Origin of the sequence: Pyrolobus fumarii 1A (assembly GCF_000223395.1) — an archaeon.
Lineage (GTDB): Archaea > Thermoproteota > Thermoprotei_A > Sulfolobales > Pyrodictiaceae > Pyrolobus > Pyrolobus fumarii.
In genome coordinates, this window is the sequence record NC_015931.1 from 57,854 (window position 1) to 79,841 (window position 21,988).

General features: G+C 56.9%; 26 protein-coding genes and 1 tRNA gene. 13 read left to right on the forward strand and 14 right to left on the reverse strand.

Annotated features, from left to right (window positions below; genetic code table 11):
- The first annotated feature begins 6 nt into the window (after window positions 1-6).
- Together PYRFU_RS00350 and PYRFU_RS00355 are read left to right on the forward strand one after the other, a co-directional pair.
- The gene (locus PYRFU_RS00350; protein ID WP_014025617.1) at window positions 7-795 is read left to right on the forward strand and encodes an SDR family oxidoreductase; all 789 of its coding nucleotides are present in this window, start codon (window positions 7-9) and stop codon (window positions 793-795) included.
- Complete coding sequence (locus PYRFU_RS00355; protein WP_167827765.1) at window positions 796-1,581, forward strand: hypothetical protein; 786 nt, start codon at window positions 796-798, stop codon at window positions 1,579-1,581.
- A 131-nt stretch (window positions 1,582-1,712) separates the two neighbouring features.
- On the opposite strand, the gene PYRFU_RS00360 is transcribed toward PYRFU_RS00355, so the two are convergent.
- Together PYRFU_RS00360 and PYRFU_RS00365 are read right to left on the reverse strand one after the other, a co-directional pair.
- On the reverse strand, window positions 1,713-2,192 hold the full coding sequence (locus PYRFU_RS00360) for a SixA phosphatase family protein (RefSeq protein WP_014025619.1): 480 nt from the start codon (window positions 2,190-2,192) through the stop codon (window positions 1,713-1,715).
- Between the two features lie 34 nt (window positions 2,193-2,226).
- Entirely contained in the window at window positions 2,227-3,084 is an 858-nt protein-coding gene (locus PYRFU_RS00365; protein ID WP_014025620.1) for a 7-cyano-7-deazaguanine synthase, read from the reverse strand.
- A 153-nt stretch (window positions 3,085-3,237) separates the two neighbouring features.
- Here PYRFU_RS00365 and PYRFU_RS00370 point away from each other — a divergent pair, with 153 nt between their 5' ends.
- Together PYRFU_RS00370 and PYRFU_RS00375 are read left to right on the forward strand one after the other, a co-directional pair.
- Window positions 3,238-3,762 carry a hypothetical protein gene (locus PYRFU_RS00370; protein ID WP_014025621.1) on the forward strand — a complete coding sequence of 175 codons (525 nt, stop codon included), beginning with the start codon at window positions 3,238-3,240 and terminating at the stop codon, window positions 3,760-3,762.
- 239 nt (window positions 3,763-4,001) lie between these two features.
- Entirely contained in the window at window positions 4,002-4,673 is a 672-nt protein-coding gene (locus tag PYRFU_RS00375) for an HAD-IB family phosphatase (protein WP_014025622.1), read from the forward strand.
- Here PYRFU_RS00375 and PYRFU_RS00380 read toward each other — a convergent pair.
- Window positions 4,642-7,434: a TniB family NTP-binding protein gene (locus tag PYRFU_RS00380; protein WP_014025623.1), complete on the reverse strand. Its 2,793-nt coding sequence runs from the start codon at window positions 7,432-7,434 to the stop codon at window positions 4,642-4,644. The genes PYRFU_RS00375 and PYRFU_RS00380 overlap by 32 nt on opposite strands.
- A 105-nt stretch (window positions 7,435-7,539) precedes the next feature.
- Between PYRFU_RS00380 and PYRFU_RS00385 the strand changes: the two genes are divergently transcribed.
- The gene (locus PYRFU_RS00385; protein ID WP_014025624.1) at window positions 7,540-8,268 is read left to right on the forward strand and encodes a hypothetical protein; all 729 of its coding nucleotides are present in this window, start codon (window positions 7,540-7,542) and stop codon (window positions 8,266-8,268) included.
- A gap of 105 nt (window positions 8,269-8,373) precedes the next feature.
- Complete coding sequence (locus tag PYRFU_RS00390; protein WP_014025625.1) at window positions 8,374-8,661, forward strand: hypothetical protein; 288 nt, start codon at window positions 8,374-8,376, stop codon at window positions 8,659-8,661.
- A 53-nt stretch (window positions 8,662-8,714) separates the two neighbouring features.
- Here PYRFU_RS00390 and PYRFU_RS00395 read toward each other — a convergent pair whose 3' ends face one another.
- The 5 genes from PYRFU_RS00395 to PYRFU_RS00415 form a co-directional block, all read right to left on the reverse strand.
- Window positions 8,715-9,773: an FAD-dependent oxidoreductase gene (locus PYRFU_RS00395; protein WP_014025626.1), complete on the reverse strand. Its 1,059-nt coding sequence runs from the start codon at window positions 9,771-9,773 to the stop codon at window positions 8,715-8,717.
- 256 nt (window positions 9,774-10,029) lie between these two features.
- A complete protein-coding gene (locus PYRFU_RS00400) occupies window positions 10,030-11,955 on the reverse strand; it encodes a nickel-dependent hydrogenase large subunit (protein WP_014025627.1) in 1,926 nt (641 codons plus the stop codon).
- 104 nt (window positions 11,956-12,059) lie between these two features.
- Entirely contained in the window at window positions 12,060-13,481 is a 1,422-nt protein-coding gene (locus tag PYRFU_RS00405; protein ID WP_014025628.1) for a (Fe-S)-binding protein, read from the reverse strand.
- A 26-nt stretch (window positions 13,482-13,507) separates the two neighbouring features.
- The gene (locus tag PYRFU_RS00410; protein WP_014025629.1) at window positions 13,508-14,335 is read right to left on the reverse strand and encodes a hypothetical protein; all 828 of its coding nucleotides are present in this window, start codon (window positions 14,333-14,335) and stop codon (window positions 13,508-13,510) included.
- Window positions 14,336-14,353: 18 nt separating this feature from the next.
- Complete coding sequence (locus PYRFU_RS00415) at window positions 14,354-15,859, reverse strand: NADH-quinone oxidoreductase subunit B family protein (protein ID WP_014025630.1); 1,506 nt, start codon at window positions 15,857-15,859, stop codon at window positions 14,354-14,356.
- A gap of 163 nt (window positions 15,860-16,022) precedes the next feature.
- On the opposite strand from PYRFU_RS00415, the gene PYRFU_RS00420 reads away from it, so the two are divergent.
- From PYRFU_RS00420 to PYRFU_RS00430, 3 genes are read left to right on the forward strand one after another with little or no spacing between them, the layout of a single operon-like run.
- Window positions 16,023-16,352, forward strand: a complete 330-nt coding sequence (locus tag PYRFU_RS00420) for a hypothetical protein (protein ID WP_014025631.1) — start codon at window positions 16,023-16,025, stop codon at window positions 16,350-16,352.
- Window positions 16,294-16,851 (forward strand): hydrogenase maturation protease, encoded by a 558-nt coding sequence (locus PYRFU_RS09790; protein WP_014025632.1) that lies wholly within the window; start codon window positions 16,294-16,296, stop codon window positions 16,849-16,851. The genes PYRFU_RS00420 and PYRFU_RS09790 overlap by 59 nt, the downstream gene beginning before the upstream one ends.
- Window positions 16,842-17,411, forward strand: a complete 570-nt coding sequence (locus PYRFU_RS00430) for a hypothetical protein (protein WP_014025633.1) — start codon at window positions 16,842-16,844, stop codon at window positions 17,409-17,411. The genes PYRFU_RS09790 and PYRFU_RS00430 overlap by 10 nt, the downstream gene beginning before the upstream one ends.
- Here PYRFU_RS00430 and PYRFU_RS00435 read toward each other — a convergent pair.
- Entirely contained in the window at window positions 17,365-17,739 is a 375-nt protein-coding gene (locus PYRFU_RS00435) for a hypothetical protein (RefSeq protein ID WP_014025634.1), read from the reverse strand. The genes PYRFU_RS00430 and PYRFU_RS00435 overlap by 47 nt on opposite strands.
- A gap of 33 nt (window positions 17,740-17,772) precedes the next feature.
- Here PYRFU_RS00435 and PYRFU_RS00440 point away from each other — a divergent pair, with 33 nt between their 5' ends.
- Window positions 17,773-18,306 (forward strand): NUDIX hydrolase, encoded by a 534-nt coding sequence (locus tag PYRFU_RS00440; RefSeq protein ID WP_014025635.1) that lies wholly within the window; start codon window positions 17,773-17,775, stop codon window positions 18,304-18,306.
- A gap of 15 nt (window positions 18,307-18,321) precedes the next feature.
- On the opposite strand, the gene PYRFU_RS09795 is transcribed toward PYRFU_RS00440, so the two are convergent.
- The 5 genes from PYRFU_RS09795 to PYRFU_RS00465 all read right to left on the reverse strand — a co-directional run bounded on the left by PYRFU_RS09795 (window position 18,322) and on the right by PYRFU_RS00465 (window position 20,588).
- Window positions 18,322-18,822 (reverse strand): V4R domain-containing protein, encoded by a 501-nt coding sequence (locus PYRFU_RS09795; protein WP_014025636.1) that lies wholly within the window; start codon window positions 18,820-18,822, stop codon window positions 18,322-18,324.
- A 251-nt stretch (window positions 18,823-19,073) separates the two neighbouring features.
- Complete coding sequence (locus tag PYRFU_RS00450) at window positions 19,074-19,421, reverse strand: DNA-binding protein (RefSeq protein WP_014025637.1); 348 nt, start codon at window positions 19,419-19,421, stop codon at window positions 19,074-19,076.
- A gap of 30 nt (window positions 19,422-19,451) precedes the next feature.
- Entirely contained in the window at window positions 19,452-19,925 is a 474-nt protein-coding gene (locus PYRFU_RS00455) for a 30S ribosomal protein S19e (RefSeq protein ID WP_014025638.1), read from the reverse strand.
- Window positions 19,889-20,227 (reverse strand): YhbY family RNA-binding protein, encoded by a 339-nt coding sequence (locus PYRFU_RS00460; RefSeq protein ID WP_244403858.1) that lies wholly within the window; start codon window positions 20,225-20,227, stop codon window positions 19,889-19,891. The genes PYRFU_RS00455 and PYRFU_RS00460 overlap by 37 nt, the downstream gene beginning before the upstream one ends.
- Complete coding sequence (locus tag PYRFU_RS00465; protein ID WP_244403859.1) at window positions 20,199-20,588, reverse strand: ribonuclease P protein component 4; 390 nt, start codon at window positions 20,586-20,588, stop codon at window positions 20,199-20,201. Before PYRFU_RS00465 ends, PYRFU_RS00460 begins: the two co-directional genes overlap by 29 nt.
- Window positions 20,589-20,649: 61 nt before the next feature.
- On the opposite strand from PYRFU_RS00465, the gene PYRFU_RS00470 reads away from it, so the two are divergent.
- The 3 genes from PYRFU_RS00470 to PYRFU_RS00480 all read left to right on the forward strand — a co-directional run bounded on the left by PYRFU_RS00470 (window position 20,650) and on the right by PYRFU_RS00480 (window position 21,865).
- Window positions 20,650-21,372, forward strand: coding sequence for a 16S rRNA methyltransferase (locus tag PYRFU_RS00470; RefSeq protein ID WP_014025641.1), 723 nt, complete (start codon window positions 20,650-20,652; stop codon window positions 21,370-21,372).
- Between the two features lie 9 nt (window positions 21,373-21,381).
- Complete coding sequence (locus PYRFU_RS00475) at window positions 21,382-21,753, forward strand: hypothetical protein (protein WP_014025642.1); 372 nt, start codon at window positions 21,382-21,384, stop codon at window positions 21,751-21,753.
- Window positions 21,754-21,787: 34 nt separating this feature from the next.
- Window positions 21,788-21,865, forward strand: a tRNA-Glu gene (locus PYRFU_RS00480).
- Window positions 21,866-21,988 lie beyond the last annotated feature (123 nt).

The window sequence follows — 21,988 nt, forward strand, 5'->3', positions numbered from 1 at the left end:
ACCGGCGTGCACCTAGGGCTTAAGGGCAAGAGGGTTCTGGTAACAGCATCTACACGAGGAATCGGCTTTGCAATTGCAAAGCTCTTCGGGCTTGAGGGTGCACACGTCTGCATATCCTCTAGGAGCGAGGAGAACGTCCGAAACGCTCTCCTAAAGCTTCGCCAGCTTGGAGTAGATGCTTGCGGCATTCCAGCTGATTTAACACGCCGGGTTGACGTGGAGAGGCTCGTAGAGCAGGCTGTGGAAGTGCTGGGAGGTCTCGACATACTGGTGTATAACACTGGCGGCCCTAAACCAGGCAAGTTCATGGATGTGGAACTGGACGATTGGGAGTATGCTGTAAGACTTCTGCTCCTTAGCGCAGTGTGGGTGACAAGATTCTCTCTTAGCCACCTGCTGCGGGGACGTGACCCTGCCATTGTGTATGTCGCATCGGTTGCTATACGCGAGCCTATACCCGACCTCGTGCTGTCCAACACGGTGAGGATCTCGCTGGCTGGGCTCGTACGTAGTTTGGCGAGAGAGCTTGGTCCCAAGGGCGTGCGTGTAAACGCCGTCCTGCCAGGCTTAACGAGGACGGAGAGAGTGCTAGAGATCGCTAGGAGGAGGGCCGAGGCTAGCGGCAAGAGCCTTGAAGAGGTGCTGGCGGAGATGGCCAAGGATATACCCTTGGGCCGCATGGCCGAGCCCGAGGAGGTTGCCAGAGTAGTCGTGTTCCTCGCATCACCGGCGGCGAGCTTTGTAAACGGTGCCGTTGTGCCCGTCGATGGGGGCCTCTTACGGAGCGTGTTCTAAATGGGGCGGCAATGCACGTGTCGGTGCTGTACACCACTTACACGCTTGTACATGATACTCGGAGAGTCTCGCGGGTATCTAGAGTCTCTACTCCAAAACTTGCTTTGCAGCGTGTTTGACGGAGCCGGGGTTGATGCAATAGCACTAGTGAAGACTTGCGTGTTTGACAGGGCAGCGGAGGATCTCAACGCGTTAAGACGTGTTGCACATGGAGGTCTCGTGACTAGCTACACGCTAGGCGCGATAATGATAACCTCTTGCGACGACGTGGATGAGGATGCCGCCAAGCTGGGCTCGATAGACACCTTTACGGTATCCGAGGAGGGGCTCAGATGCAACTTGATCATGCCTCATGCCCTAGCCAGGTGCATACCCCGTGGCTACACGGCACTCATAGCACCACGTTACAGGTGGGAAGCTAAGCTACTCATAGCCGCGTTGGCACACGCAGGCTACCATAGGATACACGTTGTCGGTGAGCAGGTCGACGCGAATCTCGTGGGTCTAACCAGCCTCTATAATATTGATGTTAACGTGCAAACCATCGATGTCGCACACCACTATTATGATATAGTGGATGTCGTCATCGACACAAATGTCCTCCGGAGACACTCTCCACCGCCAAGGGAGAAGCTCATAGAGTTTAGGCTTGATGAGCCTAACAAGACGCTACCCTGTATCCTAGCCCACTGGGTGTCAAGAGCGCTTCTCAACTGGGAGAGCGTGTTTGTCGACTCCGCACGCGTTCAAGCCCTGGCTTTGTCACTCGTAGGTAACCGAGAATAACTCCAGTCGCCCCGAGAACCCCTCCCGCCAGGTACATTATCACGCTTAGGTGACTGTATATACCAGCAGCCGCTGTGAATGTTAGTATGAAGCCTACGAGCGACAATAAATAGGCAAACAGTGCTGCCGTGTCACGCTTCTTCACAGGGGTGCACCCGGGTAGCAACACTGGGAGGTATTAGGAATACGAGCCGCCCTTCAGCCAGATTCTCGTCAACCTCTATGCCAGCAGCTGTACCGGCTGCAAGCCTCACCCGTCCACCCGTCAACGCCTCTATCATTTCCTCGAGGTCCGGGTTGTGGCCCACAAACACCACTCCGTCTCGTAACTCTTCAACGCTCTTCAGCGCACCCAGGTCAGCCCCAGGGGCTAGCCCGGGATGCAGCCGAACACTCGATCCGTGCACGGCCGCTATTACCTCGGCAGTCTCCCTAGCCCTTCTCAACGGGCTCGTATACACTGTTGGCGGCTTAACCGGCAGTAACCGCGCGACAGCCTCCACCTCGCATCTTCCACGCTTCGTCAGCCATCGTTCCTCGTCGCTACCTGCTTCCTCTTTCGAAACAGCCCGACCATGACGAAACAGTATGATTAACATGTCGTTCGCCAAAATCCAGGACCAAAACCTGGGGCTATAGGTGTGTTTACCGCCTCCTCTCCCTTGCGCTAAGCTCTTCAGCCACTTTACAAGCGCTTCTATCGCCCTTGCTGCATCTCTCGCGGTTCTCGAGCCACTCTTTATACCAGTCTGGGAGCGTCTCGTAGAGCGGCGTGAGGGGATCCTCAACACCAGCTGCCATGAAGGCTCTTAGCCTCGACTTGCAAGCCGGGCATCTACCGCAGGGCTTCTCGCCACCACGGTAGCAACTCCAGGTTAGAGAGTAGTCCATGCCGTGCTCAACGCCCCACCTTATGATGAACCATTTGGGTTTGTCGACGAACGGCGCATGTATCCGCACCAGGCTCTTGCCCTCGAAGACCCTCCCACTGCCAAGGTTAACTGCGAGCTCAAGAGCGTCGACAAACTCGCGACGCGTGTCCGGGTATACCGGCTCGTCCATCGACCAGTCACTCCGGTGGAACCCAACGCTCAACACGCCAAGCTCCGCATCATGGGCCACAAGCAACATCTCTAGAATAGACGCGGCATGCGCGAGCAACACGAGGTTACGCTGAGGCACGTAGGTAACCGGGACCTTGCCGGGCTCAAGCGTCTCGGGAACTTCAATGCTTTTATCGGTGAGCGCTGATACGCCAAGTCCTATGACCTCCGACCCGCTCAGCCCCCTTATCTCTACAACAAGATGCTTGAAGCCGTAACGCTCAGCAAACCTCCTGGCCGACTCTATCTCCCGCGAGTGCCTCTGACCATAGCTGAGCGTGAGTGCATACGCGTAACACTCGACACCCTCACCACAATACTCGTGCTTGGCGTGCAAGGCGGCCGTAGTGCTGTCCACGCCACCAGAGACAAGCCCGAGAATCACAACGCGTTTTGCCACGTTGCCCCGCCGAGTATATCGGTCAGTAGGGTCCGGCTTAATCATCCCATGTGGTCATTCGACCGGACTACCCTCATCACACCACGAGCTTGTTTATACCAGAGCGCGGCTCTTATACACGAATGGGTCGCGGCGCCCAGGCGGGGCGGTAACATGGGCACGGGCAAGAAGAAGAAGGAGCCCGTGAGCGGTACCAAGAAGGAGCTTGTTATCATAGCTAGGCCCGTCGTCACCCTAGACCAGGTCAAGGGCGATGAGAGGAAGAAGAACCTCCTAGCCCTCTTCAACCTACTGACCGACAAGGGCGGCATCTACGAGAAGACTCTCAACTACCTACTCTACTGGTTCAAGAGCGAGAAGGGCATCGACATGGGCTACAACTTTGTAATGCTCGGAGACGTTCCATACAGCCGCGAGCTACACGAGGATCTAGTAGCTCTGCTCTACCTCGGCCTCCTAGAGACTACCCCGACCAAGAAGATCAGGATAACTAATGAGGGCCGCGAGTTCCTACAGAAGGTCGGCTACGACACTGCACTACTCGAGAAGGTGAAGGAGGCGCTTGAAGAGTACTGGCCGAAGGCAACAACCATTGACGCGCAGATAGAGCTAGAGACTACCAGACGCGCCACAATGGCAGCCAGGAGGCGCAGAAGGAGAAGTCTGTTTGGTCTCTAGCGCATCACTCCACCGCCCACCATTTTTACCTGGACGTGCGCCTGGTCACGAGGAGGGCACCGCGAACATCTTGTTTTTGCCCAGCACCTCTCTCCCTCAGGAACGCGGCAACTTTGCTCGAGGCAAGGGCGGGTCCCTGGAAAGCCCCTCATCACTTCTCAGCGTAGGCTAAACCGGTCATACCCGGTTGAATGCCTATCAACCTAGTGCGGGGTTTTCAGCCGCACCGGGTACAAGTTTTGGCGACACCAAGGATGCTCGTGGTATTTGACGTCGATGGCGTGCTTGTCGCGCCGCGCAGCAGCTGGGACGTTGTACACGAGGCTCTCGGAACCAGCAACGAGGCGAAAGTGTATGCAGAGCTATTCTGGAAGGGCCTCCTCTCGTACATGGACTGGATGCTTGCAGATACACAGTTATGGCTGAATGCAGAGCCCAGGCTCGACCGAGAGATGCTCGAAGATATACTGTCTGTTGCTGAGCCACTACCAGAGGCTATAGAAGCTTCCAATCTGCTTAGACGCAAGGGCGCCGAGATAGTACTCATCAGTGGCGGCATCAACCTCGTAGTGGAGCGTGTCGCGAAGAGCATCGGTGCCAGGCTCTTCGTCTCGCCGCGCCTCATATTCGATAATAGGGGCAAGCTCTTGCCAGGCGGTATGCCAGTAGTGGAGGCCGATGCCAAACACCGATGGCTTCTGAGGTTCACAGCCGAGCTGGGAGTGCCCCTCAACCGGGTGGCTGTGGTAGGCGATACTAGGGTAGACGCGCCTATGATGAGGCTCTCGGGGTGCGGTGTCGCTGTGAGACCGGCAGATGATGTCGTCGTGAAAGCTGCGGGAGGCAGAGTTGCGCGTGACCCTCTAGAGGCTGCTGAGCTCATCCTAAACGAGTGTCTAGGACCAGCCTAGCTTGTAGCCTGGCCATACTCTTCTCAACCACACGTGCTATCTTCATCGCTATTAGTTTCTCCATAGCCCTTCTCTTGGCCGCCGGGTCCTCAATGAGACTCAACTGTTCTAGGGCATCCGGGTCTATGCGCTTCACAGTTTCTATCAGAAGCGTGTCTGGCGCCCTTACCACGCTAACCACGGCATCATTAAGTATGGCTATCCCGTCATCTACTTTGCCGCGTGCCACGCTCTCCTTCGCTTTCAACACGCTAGCGGCAAGCTCCTCAAGCCTACCCGTCTGCAGAGCATAGGGGACTAGCCTGAGCGCCTCCAGAAGCCTAGCACTGAACACCTCTAGCCTACCCGTATCCACACCACCAGCTTCTCGCCCAGCACTAGCCGTAAGCGGTTCTACCCCCTGCACGCGAGTCTCCAGGAGATCCGTAGTTACGCCCGTAGTCCCTGCCACGCGACTAACAACACTCTCTTCACCGTGTCCACTTCTTTCGCTATTCTCCCTGACCCTACTCGCTGCCCAGATTATCGATGCCAGCCACGCTCTCTCACACAGCTCGTCGCTGCAAACCTCCCTAGGCTCTCGAAGCTCTTCCGGTAGCTGCTTGATAGCCGCTGAGGCCTCACCCCTTAGAATGTCAAGGGGTTTGATGTGCAACAGTGAACGTGGTACTAGCCTCTTGGGCGCTTGTATGTACCCCTTGGCGGCCAGAAGATGTATCCATATAGCCGTGTGCTTGCCCCATCCTCTCTCAGCGACCATCAGCCTCGCCACTTCCTCTACCCTGGCCTTTCCGCCCAGATGCTCCAGGACCTTCAACACACCACGTTCTGGCGGAGACAGAGCTACTCTGTATCTACCATTCTCCTCCACTATTACACCGAGTTTTGCAAGGTGCCGCAACGCCATCTCCACATGATCGCTCTTTAAGTGCAGCCCTAGCTTCCCAGCCACTACCACAATGTCCTCGATGCTACACTTGACGAGCAGCCCTACTAGCCTAACAATGTCGACCATTACTTCTGGCTTGATGTGAGGCGGGTGCGTGAAAGACGGCAGATATAGCCAACAGTCGCCGCTCGTTAGGGACTCGACTATCTTCCTGGTAATCTCGTGATCCATTTCAAGCCTAGCTGACAACAGGGCGATTTTGTCAACATCTATGTTGGTGGTCGGCTTGCAGCCCTTGGTTACAAAGCCGAGCGCTCCTAGTTTCATAAGCGTGATGGGATCAAGGTCGAGCCTTACTATCCTAGAGAGCCCTGCCACCCTACCTACATCGCCGAGCGCGACTATAACATGGGGCTTCAAGCTGCTCGTTAACCGCGTCAACCCCGCTATATCGATGCCCGATGGAACTATGGCGATGCGGACAGTGCTACCCTTGACATGCGTCTCTAGAACCACGCTCCCCTCGATCTCGTTGCACGTCCTACACCTCCAGCTGGCTAAGCATAACAGTGCGGCAAGGCCCTTAGCCGCGTAGCGAGGGTCACGGTAGGCCTCGCGTAGGGCTTGTCTTCTCAGGTTCTCGTCTGGTATGAAATCGGCTATCGAATCGTGACTACCGTAAACCCTCCTTATGTGCTCTATCTTGGGCAGCCAGACTACACTCTCGCCACTCTCGTTACACACCTCGGCGCTAGTTGATACAAAGCCTCCCTGCGCAGCTAAGTGTTGGGCCCAGGCACCACGGATACTCACCACATTGCCATCAGCATCGATGAAGACGCTATCATCGTACGTGTTGCCCCTGCAGGCGCGCCCCTCTAGGAGCATGTCGCCAAGACTCTTGCCCTCCTCCTCGTTCAACAACAGCGCCAGAAGTGCTGCCACACCAGGCTCGCCGTACTTCTCCTCATACTCGCGAAGCACCTCTAGATCCAGTCCTGTTGAGAGCACACCAGCTACCATAGGCTCTGATAGTATGCGCACCACGTCGCCGACACTTAGTGGCTTGCACCTTCTTCGCAACCATGCGGCCAGAATCCTCCTAGTGTACGCTGCAAGTGTGCCAAGGTTGCCCTTGGACACTTCCACAACGGCGTTGAGAAGCCGTGGGTCCTCTACCGGCATACACCCGCCGCACGCGGCCCGCAACATCGACATTAGCGCTTCTATCATCTCGCCGCGATACAGCGGCTTCAACTCGACTACGCGTATCCTCCTTCTAAATCTGCGCCACGCGACCCACGATGCCATCTTTGCATATGCCGTTGGCGACACTGATAGATAGAAGTGCACTCGAGCCTCCGGCACTTCGCCGTCGATGAGCGCATGCAGCCCTTCTAGCAGAGCCTCCAACATACCCTCACGATAAGTGAGATCCTCAACCTCGTCTATGAAGACGGCTAGTCGGCCTCGCTCCAGGAGTTTCGAAACAGCTGCACGATAGTCACCGGGTATACTTCCACCCATCACGATAGCCGCTATGCTCGTGAGCAGACGCCACCCTGGCGATACTATCCAAGAGGCTCTGGCCATCACCTCTGCAAGGGCAGCTGCACGCACCTCTATGGTCTCTACACCGGCTTCTCGCAATCTCGGTTTTACGAAGGCATGCCACGCTGCAGTCTTGCCCTCACCCCACTCGCCAACCACGACGACTATGATGGGCTCGCGTGACGCCAGAGCCTCTTCAACACTGTCGAGGAGGTCCTCAACAGCTCTCCTCCTGGACGGCGCCACCGGTGCGCTTCTAACTAGCCACGCCTCCTCCTCGCCGTTTGCGAGGGGTGGCAGCTCTACCTTACACTCAGCCACAACCACACCCTCAACGTAATGGGCGATCGCCGGGTACCGGAGCCTCTCAGCACGGTAACACTAAACGGTAGGCCGCGCGTCCAATAGCGGAGCATGGGTGGAGATGTGCACATACTGGCAGGCATACTCGTAGCAGCTGTCGTATACATTGCCGCATTGCTGGCGGGCATCGAGGGTGCCGCGCTTCCACTAGCCGCCATACTAGCGGGGTTCCTAGCTAGTGGCATCGTATACATTGTGAAACTACTGGCGAATCTGACGGGAGAGGTGAGGGCAGAGAAGGCATACGAGCTCAGCGAGTGGCTTAACGAGGCTGTACGCGCGCTTGGCATGCCTGTACGAAGAGTCAGCCTGGTATTCAGTACGAGGGGCCGGGAGGGTTTCCACCTCGTCCAGATACCCGAGGCTAAAGGCGTCGATATACATCTCCTCGAGAGCCTCCTTCTCTCATCGGCATCCCGTGGAGAGCCATTAGCACATATGGTTCAGCGCGGCACACTAGCCGTTATAATGGCTGGCCGTATTGCCGCACACCTAGCCGAGGCTATAGAGAGGAGGCGCGGCAAACCACTAGCGAGGATACGCGACACCGAACAACTCAAAAATATCTACAAGATGCTCCGCGCGATATACCAGAGCGTCACTAACGCGCCCCGAGCAGTAGCAGCCTACATGGCCGTCAAGGCCCTCGGGAGGCTCATAGGCCAGGGACTGCTATCTTTTCAGGATTGGAGCATCGCCGAGAATGCACTACGATACTTGCCGGCCGAACCACCCTGGATAAAGATCCGGGTAAAACGCCAACTGGCTAACGAGACTGAGATCCAGCCTTAACCCACTATCCTACCCGTTTAACACCGGCTGCCCCGGCGACCGGGGCGCAAGCCCCAAGGGATGAACCGGCGGCGTCCCACCCCGACGAGCAGGAGGACACGAACCATGAGGCGCCACGATAGTAGGAGTAACGGTAGTCGCTCGCCTCGCAGACTCCCACGCTACGAGTGTGAAGAGATACCATGCATCCACATAGTCATAGACCCGCCCCGCAAACGCTTCGCAGTGTTCATAGAGTATGAGGATGGCGACTACATACACGTTAGCGCCGAGAAGGTGTTAGAAGCTGCACGCAGAATCGAGGAGCTTCTTCGTAAAAGATGGAGAGAAGCGTCGAGCGAGGAGGTTGACGAGATAGCAGAGAGGTACTTGGAGGCCAGTAGGGTGGAGTAGAGCAGGGCTCGGCTTTTGCCGTTCTCGTCACCCTTCCGCGCACCGACTTGTCCTCACAGCCCTGGCCAGCCCTTCAACTCGCCAACAAGGAACTTATGAATGGCCTGGGCCGCGTCTATACCACTCTTCAACGCAGGCCCTATCTTTGACGGCCCGTGCTTCACATCGCCAGCAGCGAAAACCTTGCGCCTCGTTGTTCTGAAGAACTCGTCAGTCCATATAGTACCGTCCTGGTTCAGGCGTATACCATGGTTTGTCTCGGGGTCGAATGGGGGTGTTGGCCTCAGGCCTACCGCTTCCAGCACAGCCGTGACCTCTAGGATGAATTCAGAGCCGGGTATCGGCTCCGGCCTAGGCCTGCCACTCTCATCGGGGGCGCCGAGCCTCATACGTATCAATTCAACACCACACACTCTACTGTCGCAGCCAACATACCGCTTTGGGGAGACAAGCTCGTGTATATTGACACCCTTCTTCTCCAACATCTCGAACTCGTTCGGACCAGCCGGCGCCTCCCTCCTCGTCCTGCGATAGACTAGGTGTATCTCCCTAGCCCCCCTCTCCATCGCTATATGGCAAGCGTCTATCGCCGTGAACCCACCACCTATAACAGCAACGCGCTCGCCGAGAGCTGGCACACTACTCAACGGCCTATAGCCATACTTTGCCATGAAGTACTCGACTATGTACTCCAGTGCACCGTAAACACCCTCTAGCTCCGCACCAGGTATGCGAAGCCTCTTAGTCTTCCATGTACCAGTTGCTATGAGAACCGCGTCAAACTCGTGTATCAGCTTTTCCAGGCTAACATCACGCCCAACTTCAATACCCGTACGAAACTCTACACCCGCCTCGCGCAGCTCGCGTATACCAGCTCTCACCCTATCCTTACGCACCCTAAACTCAGGAATACCGAAAATCAGGAGGCCTCCAGGCTCCGGCATCTTATCAACTACTACAACCTCGTGACCCATACAGACGAGCCTACCAGCTGCCCCTAGGCCTGCGGGGCCAGCCCCAATCACTAAGACACTCCCGCGTTTAGCCTCAGGTATATCCTCCGTCCGGCACCCGAGGAATCTCAAACCAAGTAACCCGGAGCCGAGCGGCAAGGACCCAGGACTTTAGGCTTATACTGGATTAGAACGCCCCTAAGCCAGCCATCCGTCATCACACGTCAGGATACAGCAGGCTCTTCACCGGGGCGGGCCTCGCCAGCCGCCCCACCCTAAGAGGATGGATGGATTGTGCGCCGAGGGGGCGGTATGTCTAATGCACGCCCCGCTCGGCAAGAGTGGGGCGGCGGCTCATCGGCCCAGGAGGATTATAACTTGTAAAAAGGCGGGTTTAGAGGTAGCGGTCTTGCCTTTAGAAGCTGTAGTAGACGTTGGTTATCACTTTCTTTACCCTCTTGATCTCCTTGCCGTTGCGATAGAAGCCTATGTGGACTGCGCAAGCGAGGCATGGATCGAAGCTTCTGATCGACCTCACGAAGTCTAGACCCTGCCACTCCTCTGGCTTGCCCTCCTCGGTGACCCAGCTGTTTAGCACGCTCTGCTCATACGGGCTGAAGCCATAGCGGTCCTGGGGCGAGACGTTACCCGTTGACGGCGCGTGTATCTGTATGTTGAGGGTCCTGCCGCCCTTCTGCACTACCCAGTGCCTCACGGTGCCACGCGGCGCCTCTGTAAAGCCGAAGCCGCGAGTGACGTCGCCAGGGGTCTTCCACGGCCTCGAAGTCTCCACTCTGCCCTGACCGAGTAGGGCTAGGCCTTGCTCAACGCTCTTCCACGCAGCCACGATATCCACTACAAGGTTGAACGCCCTTGCCCATAGCCTGTATATCGTCGTGCTTATGGGTGGTACTTTCCACTCAAACTCCATTGGCTCGCAGACGCTACTGGGTAGGCCCTCGGCGCACGCTCTTGGCAGATGGACCTTGAGCTTGTTGTTACCGTCGCTTACTAGGCTAGCGTCAACAACTGCAGCCTCTAGCTTGTAGGCATGCATGCTTGTCGCTAGGAGCCTCGTGTACGGCCCAACCTCGAATGGCAGTATGCTCCCATCTTTCCAAACTAGTCTTACGTGTGCCGCCCAGGTGTACTTCCCATCCCATTTGATCGTCTTGCTGGTGACCTCTGGCACTGTTATCTTGTTCCATGGGTGGAACCTGGGGTCTACCCTGCCCCAGAGTAGCTTGTTGCCAGCCGGGTCAACATCGGTGCCAAAGTCTGGCATGTCCCACTCCTTGTAGAAGGCCCTCTCAACATGCTCCATTATGCTGACCTGGTACTCTGTAAGCTTGTCAGTTACCATTTTGCCTTTGATTATTACTCCTGGTTTCAACATCCTCGCCCTACCAGCCTTGTCAATGCTCTTGTAGAACTCCTCTGGGTTGTACTCTGGCATACCCTCACCGTAGACCTCCGGGTCGTCGAATAGACCACTACTGGCCGCCGCCAGCACAGTCGTCCTCATACCTGGGCACTCCTTTGGCTCCTCGGTGTAGGCGTAGCTGAGGCCATTGCAAGCGTAGCTTAGGTTCCCTGCCGGGTCTAGCGTCACATTCTCCTCGTAGAACCTCATTAGATCCTCCCACAGGGCATAGAACCACTTAGCCCATGCGGTAAGCTTCGCTAGACGGAAGGTGTAGCCCGTGAACAGGTACTGTGCATTGCTAAGGTCTGTAGCTATACCGCCCGGCAGTAGTGTCGAGGGGTGGCTGTGCCTGCCGTAGATGAGGACTCCTGCCTCGCGAGCTATACGCTGGAACTTAACTGCGAGCTGCCAGACCTTCCCAACAACCGGGTTAAGAGCCTCCATTATGTCAGCTATTGTCGTGAACCCGTGTATGTCGCGATTCTCGGCACGTGTCTGTTTGGCAGCCTCATAGACCTTGGGTGTAAACTTCTTAACCAACGCGGCGCTGTAGTCTGGGCCCTCTAGCATACCGAGTATGATTGTGTGGTCATAGATGTGATCCGTCATAGCAAACGCCATGTTCCTCAGCACGACGCCCATTGGTTTCGGGCTAACTCCGTACGCCATGTCGACCGCGAGGGTTGACGCGTTGGCATGCGATGCGCCACAAACGCCACAGATTCTGCTTGTCACGTGAGCTAGGTCCTCTGGCGGCCTCCCGATGCCGAATATCTCGAAGCCCGAGAACATCGTCACAAATGCCCATACCTTTCCTGTGGGCTTCCTGGTATCCGCGTCAACGTGTACTCTTACACCTAGGTGTCCCTCGATTCTAGTGACCGGGTCAATGTGGAGTTTTATCTCGCGCACCATGTGCTCCCACCTCTCACACTAACCCATACCATGCGGGGGATATACCCTCATATGGATGTGGAGCGAGGAGGGATTTAAAAATACCATGGAGTATACACCTTCTATCATCCTTTAACACGCTCGCCAACGTACTCAGCGATGTGCTTCACGTCAACACTGAGACCGTATATCTTCGCGCCACCAGCGATAGAGTGCATGCACACTGGACAAGCTGTTACAACCAGCTTAGCACCGCTCTCGCGTATTTCGTCTATCTTCCTCTTCACGGCGATAGCCCAAGCCTTCTCAGTCTCCTCTATGAAGCGGCGCTCCTTGTCACCCGCCAGTAGATCGTCAGGACTAATGCCTAGTATCATTGACATCTGTTTAATCATCTCCATGTTCATGCATCCAATGCCACCGCCACCAGCACAACAATAGCTCTCAACGCCGTGATGCTTTAACGGGCGGAAGCGCCTGCTGAGCGCCTTTAGGACCCTATAGGGCTCGACAGTGACACCACCGCGCCTGGCAAGCTGGCATGGGTCGTGCCACGTTACCTCGTCATCGCCCTGCTCGTATGGCAGCTTCTTGCCCGCTATCAGTTCGTCCACAAGCTCCACGAAGTGCAACACTTTGAATCCTAGGCGTCTGCCGAGTAGCTTGGTCACTTCCCATCTTAGCCACGGGTATGGGAAGCCACCGTCAAGCAACACGACGCGTTTTACTCCCAGTGCTTCTATCCTCTCGACGAGCCTGGCGAACACCTCTCGTGCAATCTCGCGCCTGCCTACAACCACGCCTATGGCTGCACGAAATGCCCAAGGCTTCTCTGGCAGCGTGTAGTCTATCCCCGCAGCCTCTAGCGTCTTGACGGCACCGGCTATCGCGCCAGGGTAGAACATGGCATCGGTTAGCATCGGGAGTAGTAGTACGTCAGCGCCCTTCTTCTCGTAGGGTAGCCGCTTCCCAACCGCCTTCTCCGCCTCCTGAAGGGCAACATTCCACGCATCCATGAACCCCTGTATCTCAAGGTACGCCTCCTGCCTCTCAAGCTCGGCGAAGAAGTCGATTAGCGTCGGTGCTCTACCGGTGCCGGTGGCTATCAGCTTAAGCAGACCCTGCACCAACACACCGCTGTCAATACCGAATGGACACACGAAGTAGCAGTGACCGCAGTTCGTACAACGATATACAGCCTCAACTATCTTATCAAGGTCTTTCTCGCTCTTTGGTAGACGGGCGCCAACCAGAGGTCCTAGTATACGACCCGCAATCGTCAGCTTCTTCCTGTATATCTCGCGGGTTAACTCCGCCTTGTTCACCGGCGAGAAGCGCTCATCAACGTAGAAGTATGGGCATGCTGGGGCACAGGCGGCACACCCAACACAGTTCTCCAGGTAGTGTAGCTTTACCACGTCTATTGCCGCTTCCAGCCTAGCCACCGCTGAGTCTAGCGCAGCCTTGTCGAATCCCTCCCACTTTACCCTCTCCTTCACCACACGTAGTATCTTCTCGACCACGGGGTTCGGAGCACGAGCCGCCATGCGCATCACCCCCTACACGACACGGTTTAAACTGCACCACGTTGTATACGCGCATCCCAATACTCGTGGAGCTTGCCATACCAGTAGCCGAAGATGAAGTGCCAATACTTCGAGAAGGGCAGCCACATTAGCAGCAGCTCTGCAAAGAGCACATGCAGCCCTAGCCATAGCCTGTATGTCGAGACACTGGTGTAGAGGCCCTCCTCGACGAACGCATGCCTAGCTGCCATGAAGCCCGTGAGCAGTATCCCGAAGAGCAGCACATAGTTCACTATGTCTCCTATCCTAACGTTGCGGCTGCCATGCGCCTTCTCTAGGATCTTCATTCCTATCTTGCCGCCAACACCTATCATCGCTAGTATTGCTAGGACGTCGCCATTCATCACGATTGTTAGCGGGCCCCATATGCTATCGACGAACTTCGCACTCATCTCCGACACTGGCGGCACCGGGCTAGTCACGGTCAACGCACCGCTGGTCATGCTCAGAGGTATCCATAGGCCTAGGTCGGCCACTATCCAGTAGGGCGGGAAGTAGTACGCCCAGACTATCACGTGCTGTGCCAGGAGGAATAGTACTGGGATGACGCCTATCAGGTGTAGCAGCGTCAGGCCGAATATGAAGTCTGGTGTGCGGTGCTTGAGCGAGAAGATTATCGGGTCTAGGAACGTCCTTATGAGCGCTACTATGAGTTCGCCTGCCGACCGGTGCCTAGCCTCAGCCTTGACGGGCCTCTTCCAGAATAGCAGCATCCTCAGGAGGCGGTAGGCAGCGCCGAATATGAATACCGTCAACGCTACCCAGAAGAACTCGTAGACCGCAAAGCGGTATATTGTGTCGCTTAGCCACTCCATGGCCTCCTCCCTCCGCCTTTACTTACCCTTCGCCTTGCTCTCCTTCTCGACAAGCTTCTTCATACCATAGGCTGCCGCTGCACCAACAACAGCGGCGCCCGCCACCATGGCTACCAGACTATTGGTGTTTGGCGAGACTGGAGCGGGTAGAGGCTTGTAGAACGGCTCATAGGCGTCCATGAAGCCTGGCATGGTGCACCCTATGCACACGGCGCCAGTGCGGGTTGGCCCGCCCACACCGTTGACCCATCCAACCTTGTTGTATGGACAGTTCGCAACTGGTCCCTTACACCCGACGCTGAAGAGGCAAGCACCCGTGGGCTCGCCAGGCTCCTTCCTCATGACGCCGGCGGCATACCACGCTGCACGTGGACACTGCTCGTGGACCGTCTGCCCGAAGATGAACTTCGGCCTCCAGTACTCGTCCAGCTCTGGGAGTGGTAGCACGCCCCTGGCCCATAGTATCACGTTGGCGAGCGTCCTCAGCTGGGCGTTGCCGTTAGCTGGGCAGCCTGGCACTGCAATAGCAGGCTTACAATCTGGCTGGCCAGGCTTCTGTGGCACACACTTGCCCTCAATGAATCTCACGTAGGGCTCGGCGACCTCCCTGTACCATCCGCCCTTGGAGTATAGCAGCTTGGCGAAGCCCGTGTAACCGCGTATCGGGTCTGGGAAGAAGCCTAGGCTACCCGTGGGGCTATAGGACCAGCCTTCCTTCGACCACTGTTCGTATGGTGTGTACCCGGTCGCCTTGTACTTTTCAAGTAGGTCTTTGTTGGCGCCGCCGAAACTAGTGGCGACGGAGTTTGCCCTTACGCCGCCGTAAGCCGCGCAGTTACCCAGAGCTACTACCGCAACAGCCTTCTTCATTAGGCAGGCGAACCACCTGGCACAGGATATTGGGTCTTCGCCCTTTAGGCCTCGTAGGCACTCCTTCGTGGCTCTCTCGATCTCGTCTACCTTCTCCTTAGCCCTCTCTAGCAGCATCTCTGCCTTCCTAGGCGAGATGGCCTTAACCACATCTATCACTGGCAGCACCTTATCAGCAGGCATCTTACCCTCCACAACAGCAACTAGAGCTTCTAGAGCCTGGTGGACGGTCTCAACATCACCAACGTAGCAGAATAGGTCGCTGCCGCGTATGCCTGTCAGCGCTTCATCTGGGGCTATCGAGCCCTCCAGTATCAGCACATAGGGGTCGTAGACGCCGCCAAGTGCTAGCAGAAGATGGGCGATTGCCGAGGGGCCCCACTCTGGCATCACGGTCTCGTGGTACGGTAGGATAACCGATCCCGGCGATGTGATGTGGGTCGTGCCTCCAAGGACCTGGAGCACATCCGGGTCGGTGGCTTGGATGAGAGCAGTTGTGTCACCAGCACAATCCTGCGCCTCGAACCACACCAGGCTGATGCTACCCGACTGGACCTCGGCAAACGCCTTCTTGACTAGCGATGACCAGTCCAGGCTTGCTAGTAGCGCGCTGGTACCCACAAGTTTCAAGAAGTCACGTCGCGTTACTTTCAACTATCACACCCTCCAAGCTTCACATACCATAATTACAAACCAGGATTAAAAGAGCGCGATAGCTAGAAACGAGGAGCGTCTTACATCCCGTTAATGTCGCCCCCCGTTCAACATAAAGCAAAACTTTTAGTCTACATTCGTAATAGTTCCACGGGTAGTATTCGTGCTAAAACCAGAGCGTAAACGATTCTCGGCGCTCATCCACGGCGCACAGAAGCTCGCATCCCTTGCACACGAGCTAACCGAGAGTATAAACGAGGAGCTAAGACGAGCACTAGAACCCATATCACCGGAGCGCATGCTTCTCGAGAACCTCTACGCGATTCGCCACCGCGAGCCGAGCCTAGAGGAGATGCTTGAAGACATACTCACAAGCATGGGTCTCGAGCGAGACTCTCCACTAATCCGGGCGCTGGCATCAAGCCGCGAGAGGGGTGTCGGAGCTGAGGAAACCACTCGTAATAGGCGCGGGCAACCCCATGTTCGCCGATGACGCTGTAGGCTACTGCGTCGCGCGTATACTAGAGGAGTGTCTGGAGCCACGCGACTCTATAGATGTTCTCGCGTTACAGGCGCTAGACCCAGGGGTAGTAGCCTACTTCGAGGGGCACGACCCAATCGTGATAGTCGATGCTGTGGATCCCGCCACTATGCCCTCGGGTGCAAGGATAGTAACGTACGAGATAGACCCCAGGAAGCTTAGTCTTAACGAGCTTGCAGAGTCCCTGACAGAAGCTTCCTCCCACGAGGCCAACCCCGTGAACCTAGCGTTAATCGCCCATGCCAGCGGCACACTGGAAGGAAGAATGTTCTTCGTCGGGCTCCGCATCCACCGCATAGAGCTGGGAGGAGGCATATCTCATGAAGGCTGTATGAGTATACAGAGGGGTGTGGAGGAGGTCCTCCGCATACTGCGAGAGACGGGCACCAGAGCCTCTCTTATAGGGGGTTGCAGCGAACAAATCCTCCGGAAGGAGTGTGCTTGTCCTTGAGACCTGCCCTACCCGGCCACATTCACGACCCGACCCTGCTGGACGAGGCCACTAGGATAGTCGAGCAGCTTATACGCGAGTGTGTAAAGCTAGGCATGCCCGTCTATGCCAGGTACCAGGCACCTGGACTCATCCACGTGGAGACTAGGCACGGGAAAGACGTCTACATGGTGTTCATCCTCTACGATCCCTTCGAGGATAGGATCCCCGTGGCCCTAGGCAAGCCGACAGACTACGTAACAATAGCGGCTATAGACCCCGAGTCACGGACCATCATTGACAAGAGGCTCGACGCCATACCATACGCTTTGGCGACGAACCCAGACATAATGCCAAACTACGAGGCCGACGCCTGGTCGATACGCCTGCGCGTCTACCCGAGCCTCAAGCCGTGCGGCAAGGAATGGGAGAATCCACCAGGCACACTACACTGCAGCGACGCGGATCCATGCAACGCTGCAGTGGTAGACTCTCACGGTGTAGCAGCCTGGCTAGACACCTGCACCGGGGAGGTCACCGACGCTCGCTACTGGCAGCGCCGCCTTCACCTCCGCCCCTAGGCTCTAGGAGCCCCTCACGCACCATTGTCTCAAGCAGCTTCTCAGCCATCCGGGCAGCAGCGCACAACTGCACCTTGGCCTCCCTAAGCGCCTCCTCCTCACTACTACCGACGCGGCGCAGCGTAAGGTACACCAGCGCGGCCGCACGCGCAGCGACAACACCAACAACGGGCATCAACACATGCTCCTCGTTGGCCTCCCTCAGCACCTCCTCGAGACGCGTAAGCATACTGTTCATTTTCTCTGCGAACCCCTCACCCACCACAATCCTCCTCTCGAGGATATCCTCGAATCGTTTTGCAAGACTCTCGCAGTCTTTAACCTCCACGTCTACCCACCAGCGCCGACACTAGGGGTAGACGTGGAGGTTAAGGTTCTGGGCGAGCGAACCACCTGCAAAGGTATCAGGTACTCCCTGAAGGCGTTGACTATAGAGGTGGATGGTAGGCGCTTCGAGCGCGAGGTGCTAACACACCCGGGCGCAGTCGCAATACTACCGTTCCTCGACGGGGACACTGTCGTGCTCCTGCGCCAGTGGAGACCCGGCTGCCAGTGCTGGCTCATCGAGGTGCCAGCCGGCACCATGGAGCCGGGCGAGACGCCCGACGAGACAGCCAGGAGGGAGCTAGAGGAGGAGACGGGATACACGGCAGAGAGGTTGTACAAGGTCGGCGAAATCTACCCAACGCCGGGCACAAGCACTGAGGCCATACACTTGTACATCGCGGAGGGGTTGAAGGAGGGCAAGGCACACCCCGAGGAGGACGAGCTGATAGAGGTGATACGCGTCCCTCTTAGGAAAGCCGTAGAGATGGTAGTTAACGGAGAGATAAGAGACGCAAAAACGGTCGCGCTCCTCCTGCTCGCCTGGACGGGGAAACACGCGGTAGGCTAACACGGCGACAGAGCGCTACTTGACGACGATCTCAAACACACACATATCGTCGCCCTTAGCGAGGCACGCTACCTCCTTGGCATCCACCTTCTTGCCCCACACAGCCTCAAGCCACCCTGCCGCGAAACCCGCAAGAGGCGCATCTACCGGCTTCTTTCTCTGTATCTTAGCACCTAGCAGCGTCCCCTTCATCCCTATCCTGATCACGCGCTTGTTCTTCTCAACCTTATCCTCAAGGACCTTAACCTCACTCGCATACCCGGCCCTGACAAAGCTCCAGAGGAGCGCATCAAGAGCATTTGACTCGTCTATCACGCCCCTCTCCATAAGCCTTTGCGCCATGAGCCTACCAGCCTTCTTGGCAGCATTGTATAGCACCGGACCCGCAAACCTCATGAATTTTTCAAACGCCGTATACAGGTCAACTATGACGTCACGCGCTATCATAATGCTCTCGTTGAGAACCACGCCATCCAGCTTCTTTCTCAGATCTTCATCCACCTGCACCACAGCCACAATTTATCACCTCAGTTTATAGTAAATACTATCTAGTTATTCATTATTTACCCTCACGATTTCGCCTATCACATAAAAGCACAAAAACGGATATGAAACACGAGTTTGAAAGGAAGACTATTTAAAATATTAGGCCGCTGCGAGTAACCATTAGTCACCGCAAGGCAGGGTTAGATCGGGACTGGGCACGAGGATTAGACGTAGAGGGGTACACGCTCGCCTAGAAAACATAGACACTAGTCCCTTACTACCTACTTCCTCTTGATTCGTATACGTGGCTCGTATCTCGTCTGCTCGTACACAGCCTCTAGAAGCTCCTTCACAACATCCTCGTCTACCGGGGGCTGCAGACGCCCCATCTGCACGAGAGCGATAATCTGATCCTCGACCACCTTGGCTAGCTCCGGCCTAACCAGCCTCACGTTAGCGAGCCTCTCGCGCGCACGGCTTGTCAGGATGCGGCGCAGCAGGGCCTGCCTCTGAGCCTCGGCTTGGAGCTCAGCCTCACGCCTCTTCTGCTCCTCGAGCCTCCTAGCCAACTCCTGCTGTTTACGCCTGAGAAGCTCCTCGAGCTCAGAGTCAAAATATTCGGCGGTCAAAACTCACCCACCCTAAGACTCTACCAGTGCTCAGCGGAGGTACTTTTGAAGCTCGGGGTTCTTCTCGGCAAGCTCCCTCATAATCTCGTAGGCTATGTTGTCGAGCAGGCTCCTACCCTTGGGGGATAGAGTCCTGCCTATGATCGTCCTGCCGCGGCGCACTTTCACCACGAGTCCCGCCGCCTCGAGCTGCTGCAGTATCTTCCTTATGATGGAGCCGGAGCCTTTCCTGAAGTGCTCGGGGGCTACGCCACGGTTCTGCCTGCCACCATAGGCCGTGCGGAGCCTCTCGACGCCTACCGGCCTGCCGCGCTTGTAGAGCTTCCTTAGAATGGAGGCCGCCCTGTAGTACCACCAGTCGGGGTCCTGAGGCGGCAGCTCCTTGTGCACACCAGTCTTAACGTAGTACGCCCATACTGGTGGCCTGATCTGGGGGTACTTCTTCAGCTCCTCAGCCACCCTCTTGATCAAGAGGTCCGCGGGTACCTCAAGCGCTGTGACCATCTCCTACCAGCCCTCTCGCCGCCAGAAACGCCCCTCGCCTTATACCCGCTATTAGGCGTCTCGCCACCACCGTGAGCCCTCACGTAATCCTCGTAGCGGAAGAGGACGAAGGTCCTGCCCCTAACGTCCAATAGCCGCGCATTCACCAGCTCCGCAACCCTCCTGGCCAGGGTCTTACGGTCGAGACCCGTAACCGCGATAGCCGAGCGGAGAGCCTTCACCTTGATGACGCCCTTCTCCTTCAACCTCCTATCAATCTCGCGTATCACACCCTCACTCAGCCCGTTCTTCCCGATGATCACGTCCGCCGGCCCCTGCTGCACGATCTCCTTCAGCCTCTTGAGGTCCACCCTCACCCTTAGATACCCCATAGGGTAGCCTCCACACCCACCCACAGATAAGGCATGTCACCGACAACCTCGAGCCCCTACGCCCCCGAGGCTCCAGCCTAAACCTCGCCGTCACACCCGGTATGAGAGGCACCCCGCACCGCTCACAAACACCTCTACGAAGACTCCTAGGCGTAGGCACATCCAGCTTCTCGACAATACGCCACGCGTGCTCCACAAGCCTCCTCGCATACTCGTAGTCGCCCCTCCTCGCCGCCTCACGCGCATAGAATAGGAGCAGCCTCACCCCCTGCAACGCGATATCGTGTGCCACCTCACGCAGCCTACGAGACATAGCGTGACAGCCTCCCCTAGCCCCCGGGGGACACCGCTCGATGAAGCAGGGCAACGAGAGGCCCCTTAAGCTCGTGTTCTTCGAGTCGAGCTTGGAGCTCGTGCCACAGGAGCTATGGAGCCACCCATCAGTCTATAAGGCTGCGTGGAAGAGGGGGAAGCAGCCCGGCAAGACGCTCCTAGACTCCTCGCTACACCACCAGGCTATACGCCAGGCTAGGCTCCCCGAGGCCGAGAAGAGAGGAAGACCGGACGTCGTACACATACTCCTCTTGGAGGCGCTCTCATCGCCTCTCAACGAGGCCGGCGTGCTAGAAATCTACATACATACCATAGGCGACTATGTGATAACCGTGCGCCCCGAGACGAGGATACCGAGAAACTACAATAGATTCGTGGGGCTCATAGAGCAGCTTTTCGAGGAGGGTAGGGTGCCGCCCAACGCGCCAACACCCCTCATGGAGATCAGGCCCATGACCATACGTTCACTCGTACGCCTCCTCAAGCCAACCCACACCATCCTATACTCCTGGGGCATCGAAGCGCCGAGGAGGAGAACCCGGGAGATAGCCGAGGAGGTGCAAGAGGCCATCGAGGCCGGCAGCACCGTGGTGCTCCTCCTGCCGGGCTACCCTCACGGCAACCCACGCGACTCTACGATAGAGGTAGCCGAGAAGAGGTACACGCCACTCGCGAGGCTAGAAGCCTGGACGCTGGCATCCCACACACTAGCCTTAATCGCGGACAGGCTCGGCCTACTCTAGGGCAACGGGATGGAAGACGACGCGGTCCAGATAGCAGCCGCTATCCTGACATACCTTCTGGCAGCCGCAATACTCGTAGCGATGTTGCACAACCTGCCAGCCGCCCTGGTAACGCTCTACATGCTAGCGCTGGCCGCGAGGACATACACGCCCAACACGTACACGAGGACACTGCTAGTCATAGCATCGGCCCTACTGATACCAACGACGCCCCTACTCACCTCACAAGCACCGATACGGATCCCGCTCCCACTCCACACACTCCTAGTCTACACGCCACACTCGACACACACCACGACACACGTCCTGGCCCTCGACTGGGGCCAGATAGGCCTACTAACACTCGCACTAGAACTAAAAAGGAAAGCTAGAAAAGGATAAAAACGGAGCGGGCAAGACCACACCGAACACGGGTGCCGCGGTAGTATAGCCCGGTCAAGTATGCGGGCCTCTCGAGCCCGTGACCCGGGTTCAAATCCCGGCCGCGGCACCACACCGCCCCCTGCGCGGGGCACCACACAATAAGCGCCATCCAACCTCGGCCAGCCCCTCACCACCGTCATCTTGCTTGTACCTGTTATTGCCTGATGGCGTATGTAGACGCGAGCCTGCCTCG